The 20862-nt window shown below is 73.4% G+C and carries 18 protein-coding genes; 7 read left to right on the top strand and 11 right to left on the bottom strand.

Annotated elements, in window-relative coordinates; all coding sequences use genetic code 11:
* Window positions 1–5 precede the first annotated feature (5 nt).
* From ACIRSU_RS16465 to ACIRSU_RS16495, 7 genes are all read right to left on the bottom strand, one after another.
* On the bottom strand, window positions 6–902 hold the full coding sequence (locus tag ACIRSU_RS16465; protein WP_403792644.1) for a siderophore-interacting protein: 897 nt from the start codon (window positions 900–902) through the stop codon (window positions 6–8).
* Window positions 903–907: 5 nt separating this feature from the next.
* Window positions 908–1954 (bottom strand): ABC transporter substrate-binding protein, encoded by a 1047-nt coding sequence (locus tag ACIRSU_RS16470; RefSeq protein ID WP_403792646.1) that lies wholly within the window; start codon window positions 1952–1954, stop codon window positions 908–910.
* A gap of 211 nt (window positions 1955–2165) precedes the next feature.
* Window positions 2166–3587 carry an FAD-binding oxidoreductase gene (locus tag ACIRSU_RS16475; protein ID WP_403792647.1) on the bottom strand — a complete coding sequence of 474 codons (1422 nt, stop codon included), beginning with the start codon at window positions 3585–3587 and terminating at the stop codon, window positions 2166–2168.
* Between the two features lie 180 nt (window positions 3588–3767).
* Window positions 3768–4928, bottom strand: a complete 1161-nt coding sequence (locus ACIRSU_RS16480; protein WP_403792649.1) for an acyl-CoA dehydrogenase family protein — start codon at window positions 4926–4928, stop codon at window positions 3768–3770.
* Window positions 4929–4930: 2 nt separating this feature from the next.
* The gene (locus ACIRSU_RS16485; RefSeq protein ID WP_403792651.1) at window positions 4931–5878 is read right to left on the bottom strand and encodes a hydroxymethylglutaryl-CoA lyase; all 948 of its coding nucleotides are present in this window, start codon (window positions 5876–5878) and stop codon (window positions 4931–4933) included.
* A complete protein-coding gene (locus ACIRSU_RS16490; RefSeq protein WP_403793600.1) occupies window positions 5875–7914 on the bottom strand; it encodes an acetyl/propionyl/methylcrotonyl-CoA carboxylase subunit alpha in 2040 nt (679 codons plus the stop codon). Before ACIRSU_RS16490 ends, ACIRSU_RS16485 begins: the two co-directional genes overlap by 4 nt.
* A gap of 32 nt (window positions 7915–7946) precedes the next feature.
* Window positions 7947–9554 carry a carboxyl transferase domain-containing protein gene (locus tag ACIRSU_RS16495; RefSeq protein WP_403792653.1) on the bottom strand — a complete coding sequence of 536 codons (1608 nt, stop codon included), beginning with the start codon at window positions 9552–9554 and terminating at the stop codon, window positions 7947–7949.
* 100 nt (window positions 9555–9654) lie between these two features.
* On the opposite strand from ACIRSU_RS16495, the gene ACIRSU_RS16500 reads away from it, so the two are divergent.
* Window positions 9655–10260, top strand: a complete 606-nt coding sequence (locus ACIRSU_RS16500) for a TetR/AcrR family transcriptional regulator (RefSeq protein ID WP_403792655.1) — start codon at window positions 9655–9657, stop codon at window positions 10258–10260.
* A gap of 62 nt (window positions 10261–10322) precedes the next feature.
* The gene (locus ACIRSU_RS16505) at window positions 10323–11105 is read left to right on the top strand and encodes a phosphatase (RefSeq protein WP_403792657.1); all 783 of its coding nucleotides are present in this window, start codon (window positions 10323–10325) and stop codon (window positions 11103–11105) included.
* Window positions 11106–11480: 375 nt separating this feature from the next.
* On the opposite strand, the gene ACIRSU_RS16510 is transcribed toward ACIRSU_RS16505, so the two are convergent.
* From ACIRSU_RS16510 to ACIRSU_RS16520, 3 genes are all read right to left on the bottom strand, one after another.
* Complete coding sequence (locus tag ACIRSU_RS16510) at window positions 11481–12371, bottom strand: cation diffusion facilitator family transporter (protein ID WP_403793602.1); 891 nt, start codon at window positions 12369–12371, stop codon at window positions 11481–11483.
* A gap of 113 nt (window positions 12372–12484) precedes the next feature.
* Entirely contained in the window at window positions 12485–13354 is an 870-nt protein-coding gene (locus tag ACIRSU_RS16515) for an acyl-CoA thioesterase (RefSeq protein ID WP_403792659.1), read from the bottom strand.
* On the bottom strand, window positions 13355–14512 hold the full coding sequence (locus ACIRSU_RS16520; RefSeq protein WP_403792661.1) for an acyl-CoA dehydrogenase family protein: 1158 nt from the start codon (window positions 14510–14512) through the stop codon (window positions 13355–13357). It lies immediately after the preceding gene.
* A 162-nt stretch (window positions 14513–14674) separates the two neighbouring features.
* On the opposite strand from ACIRSU_RS16520, the gene ACIRSU_RS16525 reads away from it, so the two are divergent.
* Window positions 14675–15124, top strand: a complete 450-nt coding sequence (locus ACIRSU_RS16525; protein WP_403792663.1) for a hypothetical protein — start codon at window positions 14675–14677, stop codon at window positions 15122–15124.
* 123 nt (window positions 15125–15247) lie between these two features.
* On the opposite strand, the gene ACIRSU_RS16530 is transcribed toward ACIRSU_RS16525, so the two are convergent.
* The gene (locus tag ACIRSU_RS16530; RefSeq protein WP_403792664.1) at window positions 15248–17104 is read right to left on the bottom strand and encodes a PucR family transcriptional regulator ligand-binding domain-containing protein; all 1857 of its coding nucleotides are present in this window, start codon (window positions 17102–17104) and stop codon (window positions 15248–15250) included.
* Between the two features lie 128 nt (window positions 17105–17232).
* Between ACIRSU_RS16530 and speB the strand changes: the two genes are divergently transcribed.
* The 4 genes from speB (at window position 17233) to ACIRSU_RS16550 (ending at window position 20739) form a co-directional block, all read left to right on the top strand.
* Complete coding sequence (speB, locus tag ACIRSU_RS16535; protein ID WP_403792666.1) at window positions 17233–18210, top strand: agmatinase; 978 nt, start codon at window positions 17233–17235, stop codon at window positions 18208–18210.
* A 145-nt stretch (window positions 18211–18355) separates the two neighbouring features.
* Window positions 18356–20038, top strand: a complete 1683-nt coding sequence (locus ACIRSU_RS16540) for a thiamine pyrophosphate-binding protein (RefSeq protein ID WP_403792668.1) — start codon at window positions 18356–18358, stop codon at window positions 20036–20038.
* Window positions 20039–20110: 72 nt separating this feature from the next.
* Window positions 20111–20320: a type II toxin-antitoxin system VapB family antitoxin gene (locus tag ACIRSU_RS16545; protein ID WP_403792670.1), complete on the top strand. Its 210-nt coding sequence runs from the start codon at window positions 20111–20113 to the stop codon at window positions 20318–20320.
* Window positions 20317–20739, top strand: a complete 423-nt coding sequence (locus ACIRSU_RS16550; protein ID WP_403792672.1) for a PIN domain nuclease — start codon at window positions 20317–20319, stop codon at window positions 20737–20739. Before ACIRSU_RS16545 ends, ACIRSU_RS16550 begins: the two co-directional genes overlap by 4 nt.
* Window positions 20740–20862 lie beyond the last annotated feature (123 nt).

The following is a 20862-nucleotide window of genomic DNA, read 5'->3' on the forward strand; positions in this document are numbered from 1 at the left end:
GGTTCTTAACTGTCTTCCTGGGTCTCGTCCGGGACCTCGCGCAGCGCGTCCTCCGACAGGCCCTTGCGCCAGTAGCCGACGAACGTCACCCGCCGCCGGTCGATGCCCCGTTCGCGTACGAAGTGCCGGCGCAGCGCCTTCACCGCGCCGGACTCGCCCGCGATCCAGACGTACGGGTCGGCGCCGGGCAGCGCGGCGGACGCGATCGCCTCGACGGCGGACGGCGCGCCCTCCTCCCGTACCAGCCAGGTGATCGTCGCGTCGGCCTCCGTCGCGAGCTCCATGCGGTCGCCGGAGTACGGGACTTCGAGGTAGACGTGGGCGCGGGTCTCGGCCGGCAGCCACTCCAGGATCGCGGAGGCGGCCGGCAGGGCCGTCTCGTCGCCCCAGATCAGTACGGAGTCGGCGTCGTCGGGCAGCCGGAAGCGCACGCCGGTGTTGTCGGCCACGGCCGGTCCGAGCACGACCACCCGGTCGCCGGCCTCGGCGCGCTGGGCCCAGCGGCAGGCGGGGCCGACACCCGCCGCGTCAGCGGCTGATGTCGCAGTATGGAGGGCGAAGTCGATGTCGACTTCGACGCGCCCGTCCGGCGTGGTGCGCTGCGCGCGGACGGTGTACGAGCGCATCACGGCCCGCTCGTCGTGCGGCATGGCCCGGTAGGCGCCCAGGATCGCGTACATGTCCGGGTCGTCGAGCGGCGGCAGCAGCGGCGCGTCCTGCTCCGGGTGCGGCAGGAAGAGGGAAAGCGACTGGTCGCGGCCCCCGGCGGCGAAGTCCTTCAGCTCGTCGCCGACGAGGTCGTCGCCGGTGAAGGTGACACGGACCAGCGACGGGCCGAGCCGCCTCGTCCGGTCGACCTGGAGGGAGAAGAACTGGAACGGGGCGGTCTCGGCGTTCGTCATGCGGGTCAGGCCACCTTCTTGGCGTTCTCGAGGGCCTTGGCCAGGTCCTCCAGGAGCGGGGCGCACTTGGCGTACGAGTAGACGGGCTCGGTGACGCGCGGGAAGACCTGGCCGGCCTTGACCGCGGGCAGCGCGGCCCAGGTCGGCTTGGCCTTCAGGGCGTCGGGCTGCAGGGCCGAGGTGCGGTTGTCGAGCAGGATGACGTCGGCCTTGTACTTGTCGGCGTTCTCCCAGCTGAGCAGCTCGAACCAGCCGGTCGGGTCCAGCTTGTCCGGGACGATCAGGTCGACGCCCAGCTCCTGGAAGAAGAGGGTGTCGGTCGGGCGGGCCGGGGCGGAGACGTAGAAGGTGTCCGGGGCGCCCGAGCCGATGAGGACCTTGATGCCCTTCTTCGCCTTCGCGGCCTTCCGGACGCGCTCGGCGGCCGCCTCGAAGCGGGCCTTGTCGTCCTGGATCTGCTTCGCCCTCACATCGGCGCCGAGCGAGGCGGCGAGGTCGACGTGGCGCTGGAGCACGGCGGGCATCGACTTCCCGGCGGCCCACAGGGCGACGCTCGGCGCGATCTTGAGGATCTTGTCCTTCTGCTCCTCCGGGACGTACCAGAGGGCGTCCTTCTCCCACATGTCCGTGATGAGGACCTCGGGCTGGAGCTTCAGGTACTCCTCGATCCTGAACTCGCCCCAGACGTTGCCGATGACGGTGACCTTCTTGACGTCCAGGTCACCGGCCTGCACGTCCGGCTTCACCTCGCCGGTCTTCGGGTCCTTGACCGTGGTCGGACCGAAGACGCCCTTGACCTCGACGCCGAAGTCCTTGAGGGCGGCGGCGGTTCCGGTGAAGGCGACGATGTTCTTCGGCACGGACGCCAGCTTCACCGTCTGCCCGCGGTCGTCCTTGAACTCCCAGGCGCCGGACTTCCCGGCCCCGGCAGCGGCGGAGCCGCCCTTCTTGTCGCCGCCGCAGGCGACGAGCGCGGCGCCGAGCCCGAGGGCGCCGCCCGCGGCGAGCAGTCCGCGGCGGGTGAGGGTGGTGGCTCGGGCGGTGCTGGGCATGGCGAAGTCGCTTTCGGTGCGTGCCGGAGTCGGCGGCCGGACGGGTCGGTGCGGATCGAGGCAGGCTGAGGTAGGTAAGGCTCACCTTATCGAGTGCAGGTTAGCCTAACCTCACTTCGATCAACAGGGGCGGGGGTGGGGCTGGGGCCGGGACGGCGAAAGCCCGCCATCCCCGGGTCGGGAGGGCGGGCTCACACGTGCTGACGGGGCCTCAGGGGAGAGGCGGCGCGAGTACTCCCGTCGGGTCGTAGCGGTGCTGAAGCGTCCGGAGGCGGGTCAGGTTGCCGCCGTAGGCCGCCCTCGCCTCGGTCTCGTACTCGGGGAGGTCCGGCCGCAGGTCGACGCTGTAGAACCCGACGGTGTGCGCGGCCAGGGCCCGGACCGTGTCACGGGCCCATGCCCTGCAGGCGTCCGCCTCGGCCTCGTCGTCCCAGATCGCGTTCACCGGGATGCTCCACTGGGCGGTCCTGCCCCAGAACGCGGTGGCGGTGTCGTCGACGTCGGCCAGGGCCCCGCCGGTGTGCTGGAAGTCGATCTGGCACGCGCGCGTGGGCGCGGAGCGCATCCGCTCCGCGAGGGCGTCGGCGACCGCCGCGTCGAGAGTGGGGCCGGTGAAGACCGCTTTGCCGAAGACCGAACCGCGCCGCTCGTCACCCGGCTCGGGCAGCCGGACCGGTTCGGGCTCGGCGCCGCCGGCGCCGGGAAGGGCGAACTCGGGGAGTCCGGCCGGATATCGGCCCGAGGTCTCCGAGCGGTAGAGCGGCGGCGAGCCCGCGCCCGCGACGACGGCGGAGGTCGCCGACCTGGCCCGCGCGACGGCGGCGTCGTCGTCCGCGTTCGCGCACGCGGTGTAGAGGAAGAGGACCGGTTCGTCCGGCGAGAGGGAGGAGCAGCCCAGCACCGCGCTCATGGTGGTGTCCCGCGGCAGCCCGGGAGCCACCCGGAAATAGGCGGCGAGCCCGTCCAGGCCCACGACCGCCCGGTCGACCCAGACCGGGCCGGTCTGATGCGTGCGGAACGTCGAGGAGGTGACCACCCCGACCAGGGGCGCGGCGCCCCGGACGGCCCACCACAGGTCGGCCTCGTCGCCGGTGCTCCGCTCCGTGAGGTGGACGACGTCCCCGCCGGGGAGGACGAGTTCGGCCCCGACGAGATGATCGACGGTGAGCCCCAGGGACCTCGTCAGACAGCCGATGCCTCCTCGGGTCGCCATCCCCAGGCCGGCGTGGCCGATCACGCCGATCGGGACCGTACGACCTGCCGGCGCGAGGGCCCCGAGCATGGTGGCCACGGTCGCTCCACCGCCGACGGTCACCCGCTCGCCGTCCGGGCGGGCCCCGTTCAGGTGCTTCGACAGGTCGAGCACGACGGCGCCGTCGGCGACGCAGTTCGAGCTGAGACCGCCGCCGCGCACGGTCACCCGCGCTCCCGTCTCCGCCGCGACCCGCAACACGGTCGCGACGTCGTCGGTCGAGCGGGGCGCCACGACGCAGGCGGGTCGTCGAAGGGCGGCCTCGGGGAAGAAGATCCTGGCCAGACTGCTCTCGTACGCGTCGGTTCCCGGCGCGCACACCTCTGATCCGAGCGCGGTGCGCAGTCTCCCGACGAGGCCGGCGGTGTCGTTACTGGTCACGGTGGCTCCGATTCCCGGTGACGGGTTTCGGGCTCGGGCGCCGAGCCTTCGGTTGTCCCTGACGAATGAACGAACGACTCCGGGGAGGCTAGACGAGCGGGAAGCGGCACACAAGGCGACACGGCCGCGGCCCGCCGAGGCGTTCTGCTCGGCGGGCCGCGGGGGTATCAACGCAGAGCGTCAGGCCGACAGGCCCAACTCCCGTGCGATCAGCATCCGCTGGACCTCGCTGGTGCCCTCGCCGATCTCCAGGATCTTCGAGTCGCGCCACATGCGGGCCACCGGGTACTCGTTCATGAAGCCGTAGCCGCCGTGGATCTGGGTCGCCTCGCGGGCGTTGTCGACGGCCACCGTCGACGAGTACAGCTTCGCGAGCGCCGCCTCCTTCTTGAACGGCTCGCCGAGGACGAGGCGGGAGGCCGCGTCGCGCCAGCCGATCCGGGCCATGTGGGCCCGCATCTCCATGTCGGCGATCTTGAACTGGATGGCCTGGTTGTCGGCGATCGGACGACCGAAGGCGTGACGTTCCTTCGCGTACTTCACCGACTCGTCCACACAGCCCTGGGCGAGACCCGTGGCGAGCGCGGCGATCGCGATCCGGCCCTCGTCGAGGATCCGCAGGAACTGCGCGTAGCCGCGGCCCTCCTCGCCCAGCAGGTTCTCGACCGGCACGCGCACGTCGTCGAAGGCGAGTTCACGCGTGTCGGAGGCGTTCCAGCCGACCTTCGAGTAGGGCGCGGCGACCGTGAAGCCGGGCGTGCCCGAGGGGACGATGATCGAGGAGATCAGCGGGCGGCCGTCGGGCTTGCGGCCGGTCACCGCCGTCACCGTGACCAGACCGGTGATGTCCGTACCGGAGTTGGTGATGAAGCACTTCGAGCCGTTGATGAGCCACTGGTCGCCGTCCCGCACCGCGGTGGTCCGGGTGCCGCCCGCGTCCGAGCCGGCGCCCGGCTCGGTCAGGCCGAAGGCGCCGAGCAGCTCGCCGGCGCACAGCTTCGGCAGCCACTCCCGCTTCTGCTCCTCCGTACCGAAGCGGTAGACCGGCATCGCGCCGAGCGAGACGCCCGCCTCCAGGGTGATGGCGACCGAGGAGTCGACCCGGGCCAGCTCCTCCAGGGCGATGCCAAGCGCCAGGTAGTCGCCGCCCATGCCGCCGTACTCCTCGGGGAACGGCAGCCCGAACAGGCCCATGCGGCCCATCTCGCGGACGATCTCGTACGGGAACTCGTGCCGCTCGTAGTAGTCGCCGATCTTCGGGGCGACGACGTCGTGGGCGAACTCCTCCACCGTACGGCGGAGTTCCTCGTGCTCTTCGGAGAGTCGGTGGTCGAGGGACATGCTCAGGACTCCTTGTGGGAGAGCGCTCGGACGGTACGGGACGGGCTCGGCCGGCCCAGTTGTTCGGCCATCCACACGCTCGTGGCGGTGAGGGCGGCCAGGTCGACCCCGGTCTCGATGCCGAGACCGCGGAGCATCCACACCAGGTCCTCGGTGGCGAGGTTGCCGGTGGCGGACTTGGCGTACGGGCAGCCGCCGAGGCCGCCCGCGGAGGCGTCGAAGACGGTCACTCCGTGCTGCAGGGCGGCGTGGCTGTTGGCCAGCGCCTGCCCGTAGGTGTCGTGGAAGTGCACGGCGATGCGGGAGGTGGGCACCCCGGCCTCGTTCAGCGCCGTGAGCAGCGCCCGGACGTGGCCCGGGGTGGCGACGCCGATGGTGTCGCCGAGGCTCAGCTCGTCGCAGCCCATGTCGGCGAGGGCCTTGGTGACCCGGACGACCTGCTCGATCGGGACGGCGCCCTCCCAGGGGTCGCCGAAGCACATCGACAGATAGCCGCGGACCTTCAGCCCGGCCTCTATGGCCCGGGTGACGGTCGGCGCGAACATGGCGAGCGCCTCGTCGACGGTCCGGTTCAGGTTGGCCTTCGCGAAGGACTCCGTCGCCGACGCGAAGACGGCGACCTCGCGGGCCCCGAGCGCGAGCGCCCGGTCCAGGCCGCGCTCGTTCGGCACGAGCACCGGGAGCCGTACGGCCAGGTCCTTGACCTGCGGGAACAGCTCCTCGGCGTCGGCGAGCTGGGGCACCCACTTCGGGTGCACGAAGCTCGTCGCCTCGACGGTGTCGAGCCCGGCGGCGGCGAGGCGGCGGATGAACTCCGCCTTCACCTCGGTCGGCACGGCCGTCTTCTCGTTCTGCAGCCCGTCGCGCGGCCCCACCTCGTGGATCCGCACCCGGGCGGGCAGTGCCGGGTCGACGACGGGCATCGGCAGACCCAGGTCCTCGGCGCTCATGCCGTCTCCTCCTCGTGCGCGTCCGACTCGTGCGGGGTCACCACGGCCAGGATCTGGTCCATGGCCACGGTCGTGCCCGGTGTGACGTCCAGTTCGGTGACGGTCCCGGCGTGCGGCGCGGAGATGACGTGCTCCATCTTCATCGCCTCCACCACCAGCAGGCTCTGCCCGGCCACGACCTCGTCGCCGACGGCCACCTTCACGACGGTCACCGTGCCGGGCATCGGCGCGGCGAGCGTGTCGGCCCCGCCGTGCCGGGCACCGGAGAGCGCGGCGGCGACCGGGTCGTGGTCCATGACGTGCCAGGAGTCACCGTCGCGGCCGAGCCAGAGCCCGTCGGGGGAGCGGGTCGCGGTGAAGCGGTGGGTGACGCCGTCGAGGTGGAAGGCGACCTCCCCGGCCCCGGCCCCGGCGCCCGCCCCGGCCCAGGCACCCTCCGGGCGCACCAGCAGCGCGGCCTGCGCGGCCGCCTCGCCGAGCAGCAGCTCGGCGGCGCGGGCCGCGCCGCGCACGCGGACGCTCACCGGCTCGTGGCCGGGGACGCGGAAGTCCACCGTCGTCCAGGCGGGGGCGCCGCCGAGGCGCCAGCCCGTGCGGGCGTCGAAGGGGTCCGTCCAGGCGGCTCCCCGGGCGGCCGGGGGTGGGAAGTGCCGCAGCAGCGCCGCCGCCGCGTACACCTCCTCCGGGACCGACCCGTCGACCAGGCTCTCCGCGTCCCGCTCCACCAGACCCGTGTCGAGGTCGCCCGCGACCACGTCCGGGTGCGCCAGCAGCCGGCGCAGGAAGCCCGCGTTGGTCGGGACGCCCAGGGTGACCGTGCCGGCCAGGGCCGCGCGCAGCTTGCGGAGGGCCGTCGGGCGGTCGGCGGCGTGGACGATGACCTTCGAGAGCATCGGGTCGTAGAGGGAGGACACCTCGGTGCCCTCGCTCAGGCCCGAGTCCGTGCGGACCCCGGCGCCCTGCGGCTCGTTCAGGGCGAGGACCGTGCCGCCGGACGGCAGGAAGCCGCGCGCCGGGTCCTCCGCGCAGATACGGGCCTCGATCGCCCAGCCGTCGAGCCGGACCTCCTCCTGGGAGAAGGACAGCGGCTCGCCGGAGGCCACCCGGAGCTGCCACTCGACCAGGTCCAGGCCCGTGATGAGCTCCGTCACCGGGTGCTCGACCTGGAGGCGGGTGTTCATCTCCATGAAGTAGTACGAGGACGGGTCGCCGCCCGGCACGATGAACTCGACCGTGCCCGCGCCGACATAGCCGCAGGACCTGGCCGCCTCGACCGCCGCCGCGCCCATCGACGCGCGGATCTCCGGGGTGAGGAGGACGCTCGGCGCCTCCTCGATGATCTTCTGGTGGCGGCGCTGGAGCGAGCACTCGCGCTCGCCCAGGTGCACCACGTTGCCGTGCGCGTCCGCGAGGACCTGGATCTCGATGTGCCGCGGGCGGTCGATCCACCGCTCCACGAGCAGCGTGTCGTCGCCGAACGAGGACCGCGCCTCGCGCCGCGCCGCCGCGATCTCGTCCTCCAGGACGGCCAGGTCGCGGACGAGCCGCATGCCCTTGCCGCCGCCGCCCGCCGAAGGCTTCAGCAGGACCGGCGCGCCCAGCTCGCGGGCCGCGTCGACGATGTCGGGGTCCGCGGCGCCCGGCACCACGGGCACGCCCGCGGCCTGCACCGTCTCCTTGGCCCGGATCTTGTCGCCCATGAGCGAGATCGCCTCGGCGGACGGGCCGATGAAGACCAGACCGGCCTCCGCGCACGCCCGCGCGAACCCGGCGTTCTCGGCGAGGAAGCCGTAGCCGGGGTGCACGGCCTGCGCGCCGGTGCGGCGGGCCGCGTCGAGGAGGGCGGGGATGTTCAGGTACGACTCCGAGGCGGGCGCCGGCCCGATCCGTACCGCCGTGTCGGCCTCCCGCACGTGCCGGGCGTCCGCGTCCGCGTCGCTGTGGACCGCGACCGAGCGCACGCCGAGCTCCCGCAGCGTGCGGATGACCCGGACGGCGATCTCGCCCCGGTTGGCGACGAGCACCGTGTCGAACATGTGCTGCCTGTGCTGCATGGTGATGGGGTCCCTCACATCCGGAAGACGCCGAACTGGGGGTCACCCAGGGGCGCGTTGGCACACGCGGTCAGGGCGAGACCCAGCACCTGCCGGGTCTCCAGCGGGTCGATGACCCCGTCGTCCCACAGCCGGGCCGTCGCGTAGTAGGCGCTGCCCTGCGTCTCGTACTGCTGGCGGATCGGCGTCTTGAACGCCTCTTCCTCCTCGGCGCTCCACGCGTCGCCGAGCTGGTCCCGCTTGACGGTCGCGAGCACGGACGCGGCCTGCTCGCCGCCCATGACCGAGATCTTGGCGTTGGGCCACATCCACAGGAAGCGCGGCGAGTACGCCCGGCCGCACATCGAGTAGTTGCCGGCGCCGTACGAACCGCCGATCACCACCGTCAGCTTCGGCACGCGCGTGGTCGCCACGGCCGTCACCATCTTCGCGCCGTGCTTGGCGATGCCGCCGTGCTCGTACGCCTTGCCGACCATGAAGCCGGAGATGTTCTGCAGGAAGACCAGCGGGATGCCGCGCTGGTCGCACAGCTCGATGAAGTGCGCGCCCTTCTGGGCGGACTCGGCGAACAGGATGCCGTTGTTGGCGACGATGCCGACCGGGTGGCCGTGGATCCGGGCGAAGCCGGTGACCAGCGTCTGCCCGTACTCGGCCTTGAACTCCTGGAAGCGCGAGCCGTCGACGACGCGGGCGATGACCTCGCGCACGTCGTACGGGGTACGGGAGTCGACCGGCACCGCGCCGTAGAGCCCGTACGGGTCCACCTTCGGCTCCTCGGCCGGCTCGACCGACCAGGGCAGCGGGCCGCGCTCGGGGAGGGTGGCGACGATGTTCCGGACGATCCGCAGCGCGTGCGCGTCGTCCTCGGCGAGGTGGTCGGTGACGCCCGACGTCCGGGAGTGCACCTCGCCGCCGCCGAGCTCCTCGGCCGTGACGACCTCGCCGGTCGCGGCCTTCACCAGCGGCGGGCCGCCGAGGAAGATCGTGCCCTGGTTGCGGACGATCACGGCCTCGTCGCTCATCGCCGGGACGTACGCGCCGCCGGCCGTGCAGGAGCCCATGACCGCGGCGATCTGCGGGATGCCGGCGCCGGACATCCGGGCCTGGTTGAAGAAGATCCGGCCGAAGTGCTCGCGGTCCGGGAACACCTCGTCCTGCATGGGCAGGAAGGCGCCGCCGGAGTCCACCAGGTAGAGGCAGGGGAGGCGGTTCTCCAGGGCCACCTCCTGGGCGCGAAGGTGCTTCTTGACGGTCATCGGGTAGTACGTGCCGCCCTTGACGGTGGCGTCGTTGGCGACGATCACGCACTCGCGGCCGGAGACCCGGCCGATGCCCGCGATCACGCCGGCCGCCGGGGCCTGGTCGCCGTACATCCCGTGCGCCGCCAGCGGAGCCAGCTCCAGGAAGGGCGAACCCGGGTCCAGGAGGGTGTCCACGCGGTCGCGCGGCAGCAGCTTGCCGCGCGCGGTATGCCGGGCGCGGGCCTTCTCGCCGCCGCCGAGCGCGGCCGCGGCGAGCTTGGCGCGCAGGGTCGCGGCCAGCTCGTGGTGGGCCGCCTCGTTGGCCTGCCAGGCCTCCGAGGCGGGATCAGCCGCGCTCGTCAGCACAGGTGCCTGCTGCATCCGTCGAGCTCCCTTGCTCGGTCGGTCCGCTCGGTTAATGAGCGTTAACGTATGTCAGTCAGGTTAACGACCGCTAACAGGCTTGTCTAGAATCGAATCCATGACCACGACCCCCACGCGGACGGACGCGCCGACGCGCCGGCAGCAGATCCTCAAGGAAGCCGCGCGTCTCTTCGCCGAGCGCGGCTTCCACGGCGTGGGCGTCGACGAGATAGGAGCCGCGGTCGGCATCAGCGGCCCCGGGCTCTACCGGCACTTCCCCGGCAAGGACGCGATGCTCGCCGAACTCCTTGTCGGCATCAGCGAGCGGCTCCTCGACGGCGGCCGGATGCGGGTGGCCGAATCCGACGGCGACCCGCGCGCCGTCCTCCGCTCCCTCATCGACGGCCACATCGACTTCGCCCTCGACGACCGCCCCCTCATCACCCTCCACGACCGCGAGCTCGACCGCCTCAAGGACGAGGACCGCAAGCGGGTGCGCCAGCTCCAGCGCCAGTACGTCGAGCTGTGGGTCGCCGTCGTCCGCGAGCTGTACCCGGCGGCGGCCGAGTCCGAGGCCCGGGCGGCGGTCCACGCCGTCTTCGGCCTGCTGAACTCGACCCCGCACCTGGGCGCCCCGCTGGGCCGCGAGGCGATGGAGTCGCTGCTGCGGAGCCTGGCGCACGGGGCGTTCGGGGCGCTGGGGGCCGACGGTCCCGCCCGGTGACCCGTGCGGGCATCGCGAAATGCCCGTACGGGCGGGGGCCGGCGCCCGGCACAATAAGCCGCATGCCGATACTCAGCCGCGCCGCCCTCGTCGAGCACCTCGTCCGGACCCGGATCGCCGGGGACGTGGCCACGCCACGGGACAACAACCTCAGCCACTACCGGAAGCTCGCCAACGGCGACCGGCACTACTGGCTCGGGCTCGAGCTCGGAGACCGGTGGACGGACGAGCAGGACGTGCTCGCGGTGATGGCCGAGCGGTGCGGGGTCGTGGACGACCCGGCGCACCGGGTCGGGCAGGACACGATCGACCCGGAGCTGACCGTCGCCGCGCTCGACCGGATGGCCGCCCGGCTCGCCAAGGCCGCGTCCGCGCGCGAGCGGGTCCTCTTCGCGACCGGCCACCCCGGCTCGCTGATCGACGCGCACAGCCGGGTCGCCGCGGCCCTGCGCGCCCGGGGCTGCGAGATCGTCCGGATCCCCGGCGGACTGACCGCCGACGAGGGTTACGTGGTGCAGTTCGCCGACGTCGCCGTCTTCGAGCGCGGCGCCAGCCTCTGGCACACCCACTCCCCGGAGCCGATGAACGCGATCCTCGACGCGCTGGAGGCGCTCGGCGAGCCCGCGCCCGACCTGGTCGTCGCCGACCACGGCTGGGCGGGGCGCGCGGCCCAGCGGGGCATCGACACGCTGGGTTACGCGGACTGCAACGACCCGGCGCTGTTCCTCGGCGAGGCGGAGGGCACCATGCAGGTCACCATCCCGCTGGACGACCACGTCGTGGACCCGCGCTCCTACGAGCCGCTCACGGCGTACCTGCTGGACGCGGCGGGGCTGACCGGCTGACGCCTGCCGGGCGCGGGCGCCGGGGGCCGGGGGCCGGGCTGGCGCGGGTCTGGCCTGCGCCGGGCCGGATGCCGAGGCCGGCGTCCGCCCGGCATGCGCCGGGTCGGGTGCCAGGCCGGCGCCGAGCCGGGTGCCTGGCCGGGTGGCGAGGGCGGCGCGCGTCCGGTCTGCGCCGTGCCGGGTGCCCGCCCCGGTGCCGAGCCACCGTGCGTCCGGTCTGCACGCGTCCGGTCTGCGCCGCCCGGTGCCGAGGCCGTCGCGCGTCCGGCCTCCTCCCGCCGTCGTCGTCACTCCCTGCCCGGCGGCGTCGGGTCCAGGTACACCCGGCGGACGGCGCGAGGCGGCCGCGCGTCCGGCCTCCTCCCGCCGTCGCCGTCACTCCCTGCCCGGCGGCGTCGGGTCCAGGTACACCCGGCGGACGGCGGGGAAGCGCTCCCGCAGGCGCCGTTCCGCCTCCTCGCAGGCCAGCTCGATCTCCGCGGCCGACGAGATGTCCCTGAAGTCGACCTTCGCCGCCACGAGCACCTCGCCCGGGCCCTGGATCAGCGTCACCAGGTCGAGCACGTCCTCCACATGCTCGACCGAGCGCAGCTCCGCCCGCACCTCCTCGCGCAGCCCGCGCGGCAGCGGGCGGCCGACGAGCAGTTCCGCGTTGGAGCGGCCGAGCACCCAGGCCACGTACACGAGCAGCAGGCCGATCAGGACCGAGGCGACGCCGTCCCAGACGGCGGAGCCGGTGAGCTGGGCGCCGAGCAGGCCGCCGGCGGCGAGCAGCAGGCCGACGAGGGCGGCGGAGTCCTCCATGACGACGGCCTTGACCGTCGTGTCGGGCATCCGGCGCAGATAGTGGGCGAAGGGCGCGTTCGCGCGGGCCGCCTCGCCCCGGACCTGGCGGAGCCCGGTGCGCAGCGAGAAGCCCTCCAGGGCGAAGGCGACGGCGAGTACGACGTACGAGGCGAGCGGGTCGCCCAGGTCCTCGCCGTGCGTGAGCGTGTGGATGCCGTCGTAGACGGAGAAGACCGCGCCGCCGACGAAGGTGGCGACGGCGGCCAGCATCGCCCAGACGTAGCGTTCGCTCGCGTACCCGAGCGGATGGTCCTCGTCCGGCGGCTTCTCGCTGCGCTTGAGCGCGGTGAGCAGCAGGACCTCGGTGACGGTGTCGGCGACCGAGTGCGCCGCCTCGGAGAGCATCGCGCTGGACCCGCTGACCAGGCCCGCGAAGGCCTTGGCGACGGCGATCCCGAGATTCGCCGTCGCCGCCACCACGACCGTGAAGGTGCTCTCGCCCTGCTCCGGCCGTCCCGCCTCCGGCTGTCCCGCTTCCGGCTGTCCCGCTTTCGGCTGTTCCGCTGCCACGTGTCGGACGGTATGTCCGGTCGTCAGCGCGGGACGCGAACGACACCCTCCTGGATGACGGTGATCGCGAGCCGCCCGTCCTGCGTGTAGATCCGGGCCTGCCCGAGCCCGCGCCCGCCGGACGCGGTCGGCGACTCCTGGTCGTACAGGAGCCACTCGTCCGCCCGGAACGGCCGGTGGAACCACATCGCGTGGTCGAGCGAGGCCCCGACGACGTCGCCGACGGCCCAGCCGCCCCGCCCGTGCGCGAGCAGGACGGAGTCGAGGAGCGTCATGTCGGAGACGTAGGTGGCGAGGACGACGTGCAGCAGGGGGTCGTCGGCGAGCTTGCCGTTCGTACGGAACCACACCTGCGAGCGCGGCTCGCGCGGCTGCCCGACGGTGCCCCACGGGGGCGTCTCGGCGTACCGCAGGTCGACCGCGGCCCGGGCCTCGATCAGCCGGTCGGCGACCTCGCGGGGGAGGTGCCGGGGCAGCATCTCGGCCGGCGTCGGCAGCGACTCCGGGTCGGGCGCGGGCGGCATGTCCGCCTGGTGGTCGAGCCCCTCCTCGTACGTCTGGAAGGACGCCGAGAGGTGGAAGATCGGCTGCCCGTGCTGGACCGCGACCACCCGGCGGGTGGTGAAGGAGCGGCCGTCGCGGATCCGGTCGACGCTGTAGACGATCGGCGCGCCCGGGTCGCCGGGGCGCAGGAAGTACGCGTGGAGCGAGTGGGCGAGCCGGTCGCCGGGCACCGTCCGCCCCGCCGCCACCAGCGCCTGGGCGGCCACCTGGCCGCCGAAGACGCGGGGGACGAGCGCGGAGCGGGACTCGCCACGGAAGATGTCCTGCTCGATCCGCTCCAGGTCGAGCAGATCGAGCAGGTCATCCAGTGCGGTGTGTGCCTCGGGCACCTACAGGCCCATCGACTTGGCGATGATCGACTTCATGATCTCGCTGGTGCCGCCGTAGATGCGGTTGACGCGGTTGTCGGCGTACAGGCGGGCGATCGGGTACTCGTTCATGTAGCCGTAGCCGCCGTGCAGCTGGAGGCAGCGGTCGATCACGCGGTGCGCGACCTCGGTGCAGAAGAGCTTGGCGGAGGCGGCCTCGGCCGGGGTCAGCTCGCCCGCGTCCAGGGCCTCCAGGGCGCGGTCGGCGACCGCCTCGGCGGCGTCCACCTCGGCCTGGCAGGCGGCCAGCTCGAACTTGGTGTTCTGGAAGTGCGCGACCGGCTTGCCGAAGACCGTGCGGTCCGTGACGTACTGCTGCGCGAACCGGACGGCGGCCTTGGCCTGCGCGTACGCGCCGAAGGCGATGCCCCAGCGCTCGGAGGCCAGGTTGTGGCCGAGGTAGTAGAAGCCCTTGCCCTCCTCGCCGAGCAGGTCCTCGACCGGGACCTTGACGTCGACGAAGGCGAGCTCGGCGGTGTCGGAGGTGCGCAGGCCGAGCTTGTCCAGCTTGCGGCCGATGGAGTAGCCCTCGGACTTGGTGTCCACGGCGAAGAGGGAGATGCCGAAGCGGCGGTCCTCGGCCGAGGGGGCGGAGGTACGGGCGCAGACGATCACGCGGTCGGCGTGGACGCCACCGGTGATGAAGGTCTTGGCGCCGTTGAGGACGTAGTGGGTGCCGTCCTCGGAGAGCTTGGCGGTGGTCTTCATGCCCGCGACGTCGGAGCCGGTGCCCGGCTCGGTCATCGCCAGCGCCCACATCTCCTCGCCGGTGACGAACTTCGGGAGGTAACGCTTCTTCTGCTCGTCGGAGGCGAGCATCTTGATGTACGGGAGGGCGAGCAGGACGTGCACGCCGGAGCCGCCGAAGGCCACGCCCGCGCGGGCGGTCTCCTCGTACAGGACGGCCTCGAACTTGTGCGTGTCCAGACCGGCGCCGCCGAACTCCTCCGGCACGTTGATGCCGAAGATGCCCAGCTCACCGAGCTTGTAGTAGAAGTCGCGGGGCGCCTGGCCGGCCTGGAACCACTCGTCGTAGACGGGGACGACCTCGGCCTCGATGAAGGCGCGGATGGTCTCCCGGAACGCCTCGTGGTCCTCGGTGAAAACGGTACGGCGCACGAGCCGCCTCCTTCGGTTCCAGTCTTCCGGTGCTTGTCTAAGCGCTTGCTCAGTCCAAGTTACCCACCGGTTGTTGAAACTGTCCATAGTGATGCCGGGCACGCCCGGCGACGACAGGTCACGCCCTGTCGGACCGTGAGCAGTGCCCGCTACCTTTGCCGGATGCAGCCACAGCAGCCCTATGCCGCCCCTGCCGACGCGTCCGCCCAGACGATCTCCGCGCCGCCTCGCGGCCGCACGAAGGCCGTAGTGCTCGCGCTTGTGGCCGGGCTCGCCGTGGGTGCGGCGGGAACGGGTGTCGCGTGGGCCCTGAGTGCGGAGGCCGCCCCCGCCGGAGGGACCCCGGAAGCGGACGCGCGTGCCGCGTGCCAGGCGCTCGACGGATTCGACGAGACGAAGTTCGAGGAGAAGGGCGCGGCCGGCGATGTCGCGATCAACCGCTTCGCGGCGGCGGGAGCGCTCTCCGCGTCGGCGGCGGCGGGCGATCCGACGTACAAGCCGCTCGCGGAGGCGATCCGCCGCTCCCAGGAACTCCACGCCCAGGTCTTCACCTTCGACGCGAAGGTGAAGAAGGAGCTGAACCGGGCCCGCGCGATCTGCGCGGACCTGTAGGTCCAGGGCCGGATCGCCGGCCGCGGACCTGTAGGTCCAGGGCCGGATCGCCGGGTAGGACCGGGGCGCCCTGGCGCCTGGCGCCGCCCGACGGCTGGACCGGGGGACGTGCGGCCGGCCGGGTCACCGAGCGTTGAGCGCGAACCACAGCTCCATCCGCACGTCCGGGTCGTCCAGATCCCGGTCGAGAAGGGCCGCCGCGCGGGCGATCCGCTGCCGGACGGTGTTCCGGTGGATCTCCATCGCCACCGCCGTCCGGTCCCAGCTGCCGTGCAGCGACAGCCAGGTCCGCAGGGTTTCGGCCAGGGGTGGCGTGAGCGGCGCGAGGAGCTCGCGCGCGTACGCCGCCGCCTCGTCCCGGTCGACCAGACCGGCGAGCCCGGTGGCCCGGTGCCGCACGACCGCCGTCCGCGTCGCCTCGGCCCGGCGCAGCGCCCGAGCTGCCTGCGCGTCGGCGGCCACGAGCGCGGCGGGCCCGGCGGGCGCGCTCACGCCCAGGGCCCAGCCGGGCTGAGCGGTGACGGGGGAGGAGGCGGGGAGGAGGAGCCGGACGGTGCGGGGGGCGCCTCGGCCGGCGGCGGGGGCGGCAACGGGCCGGCCGTCCGCCGTGGCCCGGCCGTCCGCCGCGCCCCGGGCGTCCGCCGCGCTCCGGCCGTCCGCCGCGCTCCGGCCGTCCGCCGCGCTCCGGGCGCCCGGGGCGGCCGGGCCCGCGGGTGCCGCGGTCTGCTTTCCGCCCGGCCCCGACCCCCGCCGACCGTCCGCCGCGCCCGGGCCCGCGGCCTTGGCCTGCTTGTCGCCCGGCCCCGACCCCCGCCGCCCGTCCGCCGCGCCCCGGCCGTCCGCCGCGGCCCGGCCGTCCGCCGCGCCCCGGCCGTCCGCCGCGGCCCGACCGTCCGCCGCGCCCCGGGCGCCCCGGGCGCCCGGGCCCGCGGGTGCCTCGGTCTGCTTGTCGGCCGGCCCCGGCTCCGACCCCGCGTCCTCGCCCGGGTCGGCCAGTGGCGTGCCCAGGGCGGCCGCCAGGGTCGCCGCCGCGAACGGCGTGCCGTCGCCGCCGCGGGCGTGCACCACCGTCCACGGGCCCGGGTCCAGGGCGGTCGCCGCGTCCTGCGGGGCCGCGCCGAGGAGCAGTCGCACCAGGGCCGTGTCGCGGGCCGTCACGTCGGCGGCCCGGTGCGGCGCGGTCAGCAGCGAGAGCAGGACGACGGCGACACCCGCGATCGTGTGGTCGCCCGACTCGCGCCGCTCCGTCGCCACGCCCAGTGTCAGCCCGTCCCCGCCGCCCAGCGCGTACGCGGCCAGCCGCAGCCCGCCCCCGTCGCCGCTCGCCGACGCCGGGCCGCCGGGCCGGGGTCCGACCACGCCGGCGAGGTCGGCGAGGGCCCGGGCCGCCTCCGCCGGGATCTCGCGGCCGGCCGCCGCCGACTCCGTACCGTCCGCGCCGAAGAGCACGGCCCGCCCGCCGAGGCGGGAGGCGAGCGCGCCGAGGACGGCGGGGACCGGGGCCGGGCGGGCGGCGGCGGTCGCCAGGGACTGCTGGGCCTCGGTGACGCGGCGCAGCTCGTGCAGCCGGGCCTCCGCCATCAGCCGCCACAGCGCGCGGGCGACGGCGGTGAACGGGGTCTCGGGCGGCACCTCGACGAGCGGCAGACCGAGCCGCTCGCACGCCTCGACCAGGGCCGGCGGCACCGTGTCCCACACCGGCGTCACGCCGAAGCCGAGCGCCGCCGCGCCCGCCTCCACCACCCGTTCCGCGTACCGCGCCGGGTCCGACAGCTGCACGCCCGCGGTCATCAGCAGCTCGCCGCCGAGCAGATACGGGTACGGGTCGGCCATCTCGGAGGTGTGCACCCAGTGCAGCGACACGTCCGCCGGGCCCGCGAGCAGCCGCAGCCCCAGCTCCCTGCGGGCGAGCAGCGCGGCGAGCGGAACGGGCGGCGCGGGCGGGGTGGGCTGCGTGGTGACGGTCTCCATCGCGGTCATGGCATGGACCCTTCGTACTCAACGCCCCCGTACAGTGGAGGAAACGTACACTTCAATGTCGCTTTCGGGCCACTTACGGTCGAGCCGGACCCCGAACCCCGTCGACACACCCCAGGAGGACCCCGACCATGAGCAGCAGCGACCAGAACACCCCGCGCGGCCCGATCGACTCGTCCCGCATCCCGCGGTACGCCGGCCCCGCGACGTTCGCCCGTCTGCCGCGGCTCGACGAGGTCGGCACCGCCGACGTCGCCGTGGTCGGCATCCCCTTCGACAGCGGCGTCTCCTACCGCCCCGGCGCCCGCTTCGGCGGCAACGCCATCCGCGAGGCGTCCCGCCTGCTCCGCCCGTACAACCCGGCGCAGGACGCCTCCCCGTTCGCCCTCGCCCAGGTCGCGGACGCCGGTGACATCGCCGTCAACCCGTTCAACATCAACGAGGCCGTCGACACCATCGAGGCCGCCGCCGACGACATGCTCGCCACCGGCGCCCGCATGATGACCCTCGGCGGCGACCACACCGTCGCCCTGCCGCTGCTCCGCTCCGTCGCCAAGAAGCACGGCCCGGTCGCGCTGCTCCACTTCGACGCGCACCTCGACACCTGGGACACCTACTTCGGCGCCGAGTACACCCACGGCACCCCGTTCCGCCGGGCCGTCGAGGAGGGCATCCTCGACACCTCCGCCCTCTCGCACGTCGGCACCCGCGGCCCGCTCTACGGCAAGCAGGACCTGACCGACGACGAGAAGATGGGCTTCGGCATCGTCACCTCCGCGGACATCTACCGCCGCGGCGCCGACGAGGTCGCCGACCAGCTGCGCCAGCGCATCGGCGACCGCCCGCTCTACATCTCCATCGACATCGACTGCCTCGACCCGGCCCACGCCCCCGGCACCGGCACCCCCGAGGCCGGCGGCATGACCTCCCGCGAGCTCCTGGAGATCCTCCGCGGCCTCGCCTCCTGCAACCTCGTCGGCGCCGACGTCGTCGAGGTCGCCCCGGCCTACGACCACGCGGAGATCACGGCGGTGGCGGCGTCCCACACGGCGTACGAGCTGACGACGATCATGTCGCGCCAGATCGCGGCGGCGCGCGAGGCGAAGTAACCGCACGGGGCGGGGCCGGGCTGCGGCCCGGCCCGGCCCCTCCGCCGTCGGGTGGTGGGCATACCGTTCCGTAGGGGAGGAACGCGTGGGCACGACCCGCCCACCGGGCCGCACCCGACCGACACGCCACACCCCGAGGGACCCCATGACCCACGACCACGACCTCGTGCTGCGGCCCACCCCCGCGCAGATCACCGCGGCCCTCGACCCGCCACCCGGCCGCACCGGCGGTGACCTCGTCGTCGAGACGCTCTCCGGCCTCGGCGCCACCACCGTTTTCGGGCTGCCCGGCCAGCACGCCCTCGGCATGTTCGACGCCCTGCGCCGCTCCTCCCTCCGGTACGTCGGCCTCCGCGTCGAGAACAACGCGGGCTTCGCCGCCGACGCGTACGGCCGGATCACCGGCGAGGCGGCCCCGCTGCTGCTCTCCACCGGGCCCGGCGCGCTGATGTCGCTCGCCGCGCTCCAGGAGGCGGCGGCCGCGTCCGCGCCGGTGCTCGCGATCGGCAGCCAGGTCCCGGTGGCGGGGCTCGGCGGCGGGCGGCACGGGTATCTGCACGAGCTGCGCGACCAGCAGGCGTCGTTCCGGGACATCGTGAAGTCGGTCCACACGGTCCGTACGCAGTCCCAGATCCCGTCCGCGATCGCCGCCGCCTGGGAGTCGGCGCTCACCGCCCCGCACGGGCCGGTGTGGGTGGAGATCCCGCAGGACGTCCTGCTCGCGGAGACGTCGATCCCGGTCGTGACGTACATCGACGCCACCCCGGAGGAGGTCGTGCCGCGCCCCGAGCTGACGGCCGTCGCCGCCGACCTGCTCGCGAAGGCGGAGCGGCCGGCGATCATCGCGGGCGGCGGGGTGGTCCGTTCCGACGCGTCCGGGAAGCTGCTCGCGCTCGCCGAGCGGATCGGCGCGCCCGTCGTCACCACCTTCGGCGGCAAGGGCGCCTTCCCGTGGGAGCACCCGCTGTCCCTCCAGTCCTGGCTGGAGGACCGGCACACCACCGACTTCCTGGAGGACGCGGACGTCCTGCTCGTCGTCGGCTCCGGTCTCGGCGAGCTGTCCTCGAACTACCACACGTTCGCCCCGCGCGGCCGGGTGATCCAGATCGAGGCGGACGCCGGGAAGCTGGAGTCCAACCACCCGGCGCTCGGCATCCACGCGGACGCGCGGCTCGCGCTCCAGGCGCTCCTGGAGACGGTGGACGTACGGGAGGACCCCGGCGCTCCGGAGCGCGTCGCGGCGGTGCTCGCGAAGGTACGGGACCGGCTCGCCGCGCAGGGCCTGGACCTGGAGCGGCGGGTCGTCGCGGCGGTCCGCGAGGCCCTGCCAGACGACGCGCCGAGCTTCTGGGACATGACGATCCTGGCCTACTGGGCCTGGTCCGCCTTCGACGCGCGCCGCCCGAACACCATGCACTCCGCCCAGGGCGCCGGCGGCCTCGGCTACGCCTTCCCCGCCGCCCTCGGCGCGGCCGCGGCCGACCCGACGCTGCCGGTGCTCGCGGTGTCGGGCGACGGCGGCGCGATGTACTCGATCGCGGAGCTGGCGACGGCGAAGCAGTACGGCTTCGACGTGACGTGGCTGATCGTGGACGACGGCGGTTACGGGATCCTGCGCGAGTACATGACGGACGCGTTCGGCGAGGCCACGGCGACGGAGCTGGCCCGCCCGGACTTCGTCGCGCTCGCCGGCTCCTTCGGAGTCCCGGCGACCCTGACGACGCCGGAGACACTGGCGAAGGACCTCGCGGACGCGCTCGCGGCCCCGGGCCCGTCGGTGGTGGTGCTGCCGGCGCTGCTGCGGATGTTCGAGCCGACGCACTTGTGAGTGAACGACGTTTGCCGCGCCTTTCCAGGCGGACATATCCTCTCTGTGTCGTCAGCATAGGGAGGATTTGCCATGTCGAACCTGTACGTGGAAGTGGATGACCTGGCCCTCGCCGAGGCGGCGGAAATACTGGGCACGAAGACGAAGAAAGACACCGTCAACGCCGCCCTGCGGGAGGTCGCGCGGCGGCACGAACGGCTGCGGGCGCTGGACGCACTGGTCGCCATGGGCGAGCGGGGCGACTTCGAGATCCTGAGGGACAAGAAGAACTATCGACGATGAGTCCTGTCACCTTCCTCATCGATACGTCCGCTGTCTTCCGGATCATCGACGTCAAGCATGTCCGCGAAAGCCTGCTCAAACACATGGCCGAGGGCGTCATCGGTCTGTGCGACATCACCGAGCTGGAGATCCTCTACTCGGCCCAGTCCGCCAACGACCGGCTCGCCAAGGAAGAGCTCCTCGCGAAGCTCTTCAACTGGACCGCCGTCCCCGACGGCGTCTACTCCCGCGCCCGCCGCGTCCAGCAGATGCTGACCAACCGCGGCGAACACCGCAGCGCCGGTCCCGTCGACCTCCTGGTCGCGGCCACCGCCGAGCTGTCGGGGCTCACCCTGCTGCACTATGACCGGGACTTCGAGGCCATCGCCCGCGTCACCGGCCAGCCCACCCAGTGGGTCGCCCCGCCCGGAACGGCATAGTCCGACCGGCGTCGCCGACGCGGTCCTAGGACTCCGGACCGGTTTTCGCGTCCGGATTGTTGCGGCGGGATGAAATCGCACGTCGGGCGCGTTGGGGCTTCCGGTAGAGCAGGACGGACGGGA

Origin of the sequence: Streptomyces sp. NPDC101160 (assembly GCF_044768205.1) — a bacterium.
In the GTDB taxonomy this organism is placed as follows: Bacteria; Actinomycetota; Actinomycetes; order Streptomycetales; family Streptomycetaceae; genus Streptomyces.

Bases quoted from the DNA above. Each gene is read 5' to 3' on its own strand.
- ACIRSU_RS16465 (WP_403792644.1), bottom strand. From the start codon at position 902: ATGACGAACGCCGAGACCGCCCCGTTCCAGTTCTTCTCCCTCCAGGTC.
- ACIRSU_RS16470 (WP_403792646.1), bottom strand. From the start codon at position 1,954: ATGCCCAGCACCGCCCGAGCCACCACCCTCACCCGCCGCGGACTGCTC.
- ACIRSU_RS16480 (WP_403792649.1), bottom strand. From the start codon at position 4,928: ATGTCCCTCGACCACCGACTCTCCGAAGAGCACGAGGAACTCCGCCGT.
- ACIRSU_RS16485 (WP_403792651.1), bottom strand. From the start codon at position 5,878: ATGAGCGCCGAGGACCTGGGTCTGCCGATGCCCGTCGTCGACCCGGCA.
- ACIRSU_RS16490 (WP_403793600.1), bottom strand. From the start codon at position 7,914: ATGTTCGACACGGTGCTCGTCGCCAACCGGGGCGAGATCGCCGTCCGG.
- ACIRSU_RS16495 (WP_403792653.1), bottom strand. From the start codon at position 9,554: ATGCAGCAGGCACCTGTGCTGACGAGCGCGGCTGATCCCGCCTCGGAG.
- ACIRSU_RS16500 (WP_403792655.1), top strand. From the start codon at position 9,655: ATGACCACGACCCCCACGCGGACGGACGCGCCGACGCGCCGGCAGCAG.
- ACIRSU_RS16505 (WP_403792657.1), top strand. From the start codon at position 10,323: ATGCCGATACTCAGCCGCGCCGCCCTCGTCGAGCACCTCGTCCGGACC.
- ACIRSU_RS16525 (WP_403792663.1), top strand. From the start codon at position 14,675: ATGCAGCCACAGCAGCCCTATGCCGCCCCTGCCGACGCGTCCGCCCAG.
- ACIRSU_RS16530 (WP_403792664.1), bottom strand. From the start codon at position 17,104: ATGACCGCGATGGAGACCGTCACCACGCAGCCCACCCCGCCCGCGCCG.
- speB (WP_403792666.1), top strand. From the start codon at position 17,233: ATGAGCAGCAGCGACCAGAACACCCCGCGCGGCCCGATCGACTCGTCC.
- ACIRSU_RS16540 (WP_403792668.1), top strand. From the start codon at position 18,356: ATGACCCACGACCACGACCTCGTGCTGCGGCCCACCCCCGCGCAGATC.
- ACIRSU_RS16545 (WP_403792670.1), top strand. From the start codon at position 20,111: ATGTCGAACCTGTACGTGGAAGTGGATGACCTGGCCCTCGCCGAGGCG.
- ACIRSU_RS16550 (WP_403792672.1), top strand. From the start codon at position 20,317: ATGAGTCCTGTCACCTTCCTCATCGATACGTCCGCTGTCTTCCGGATC.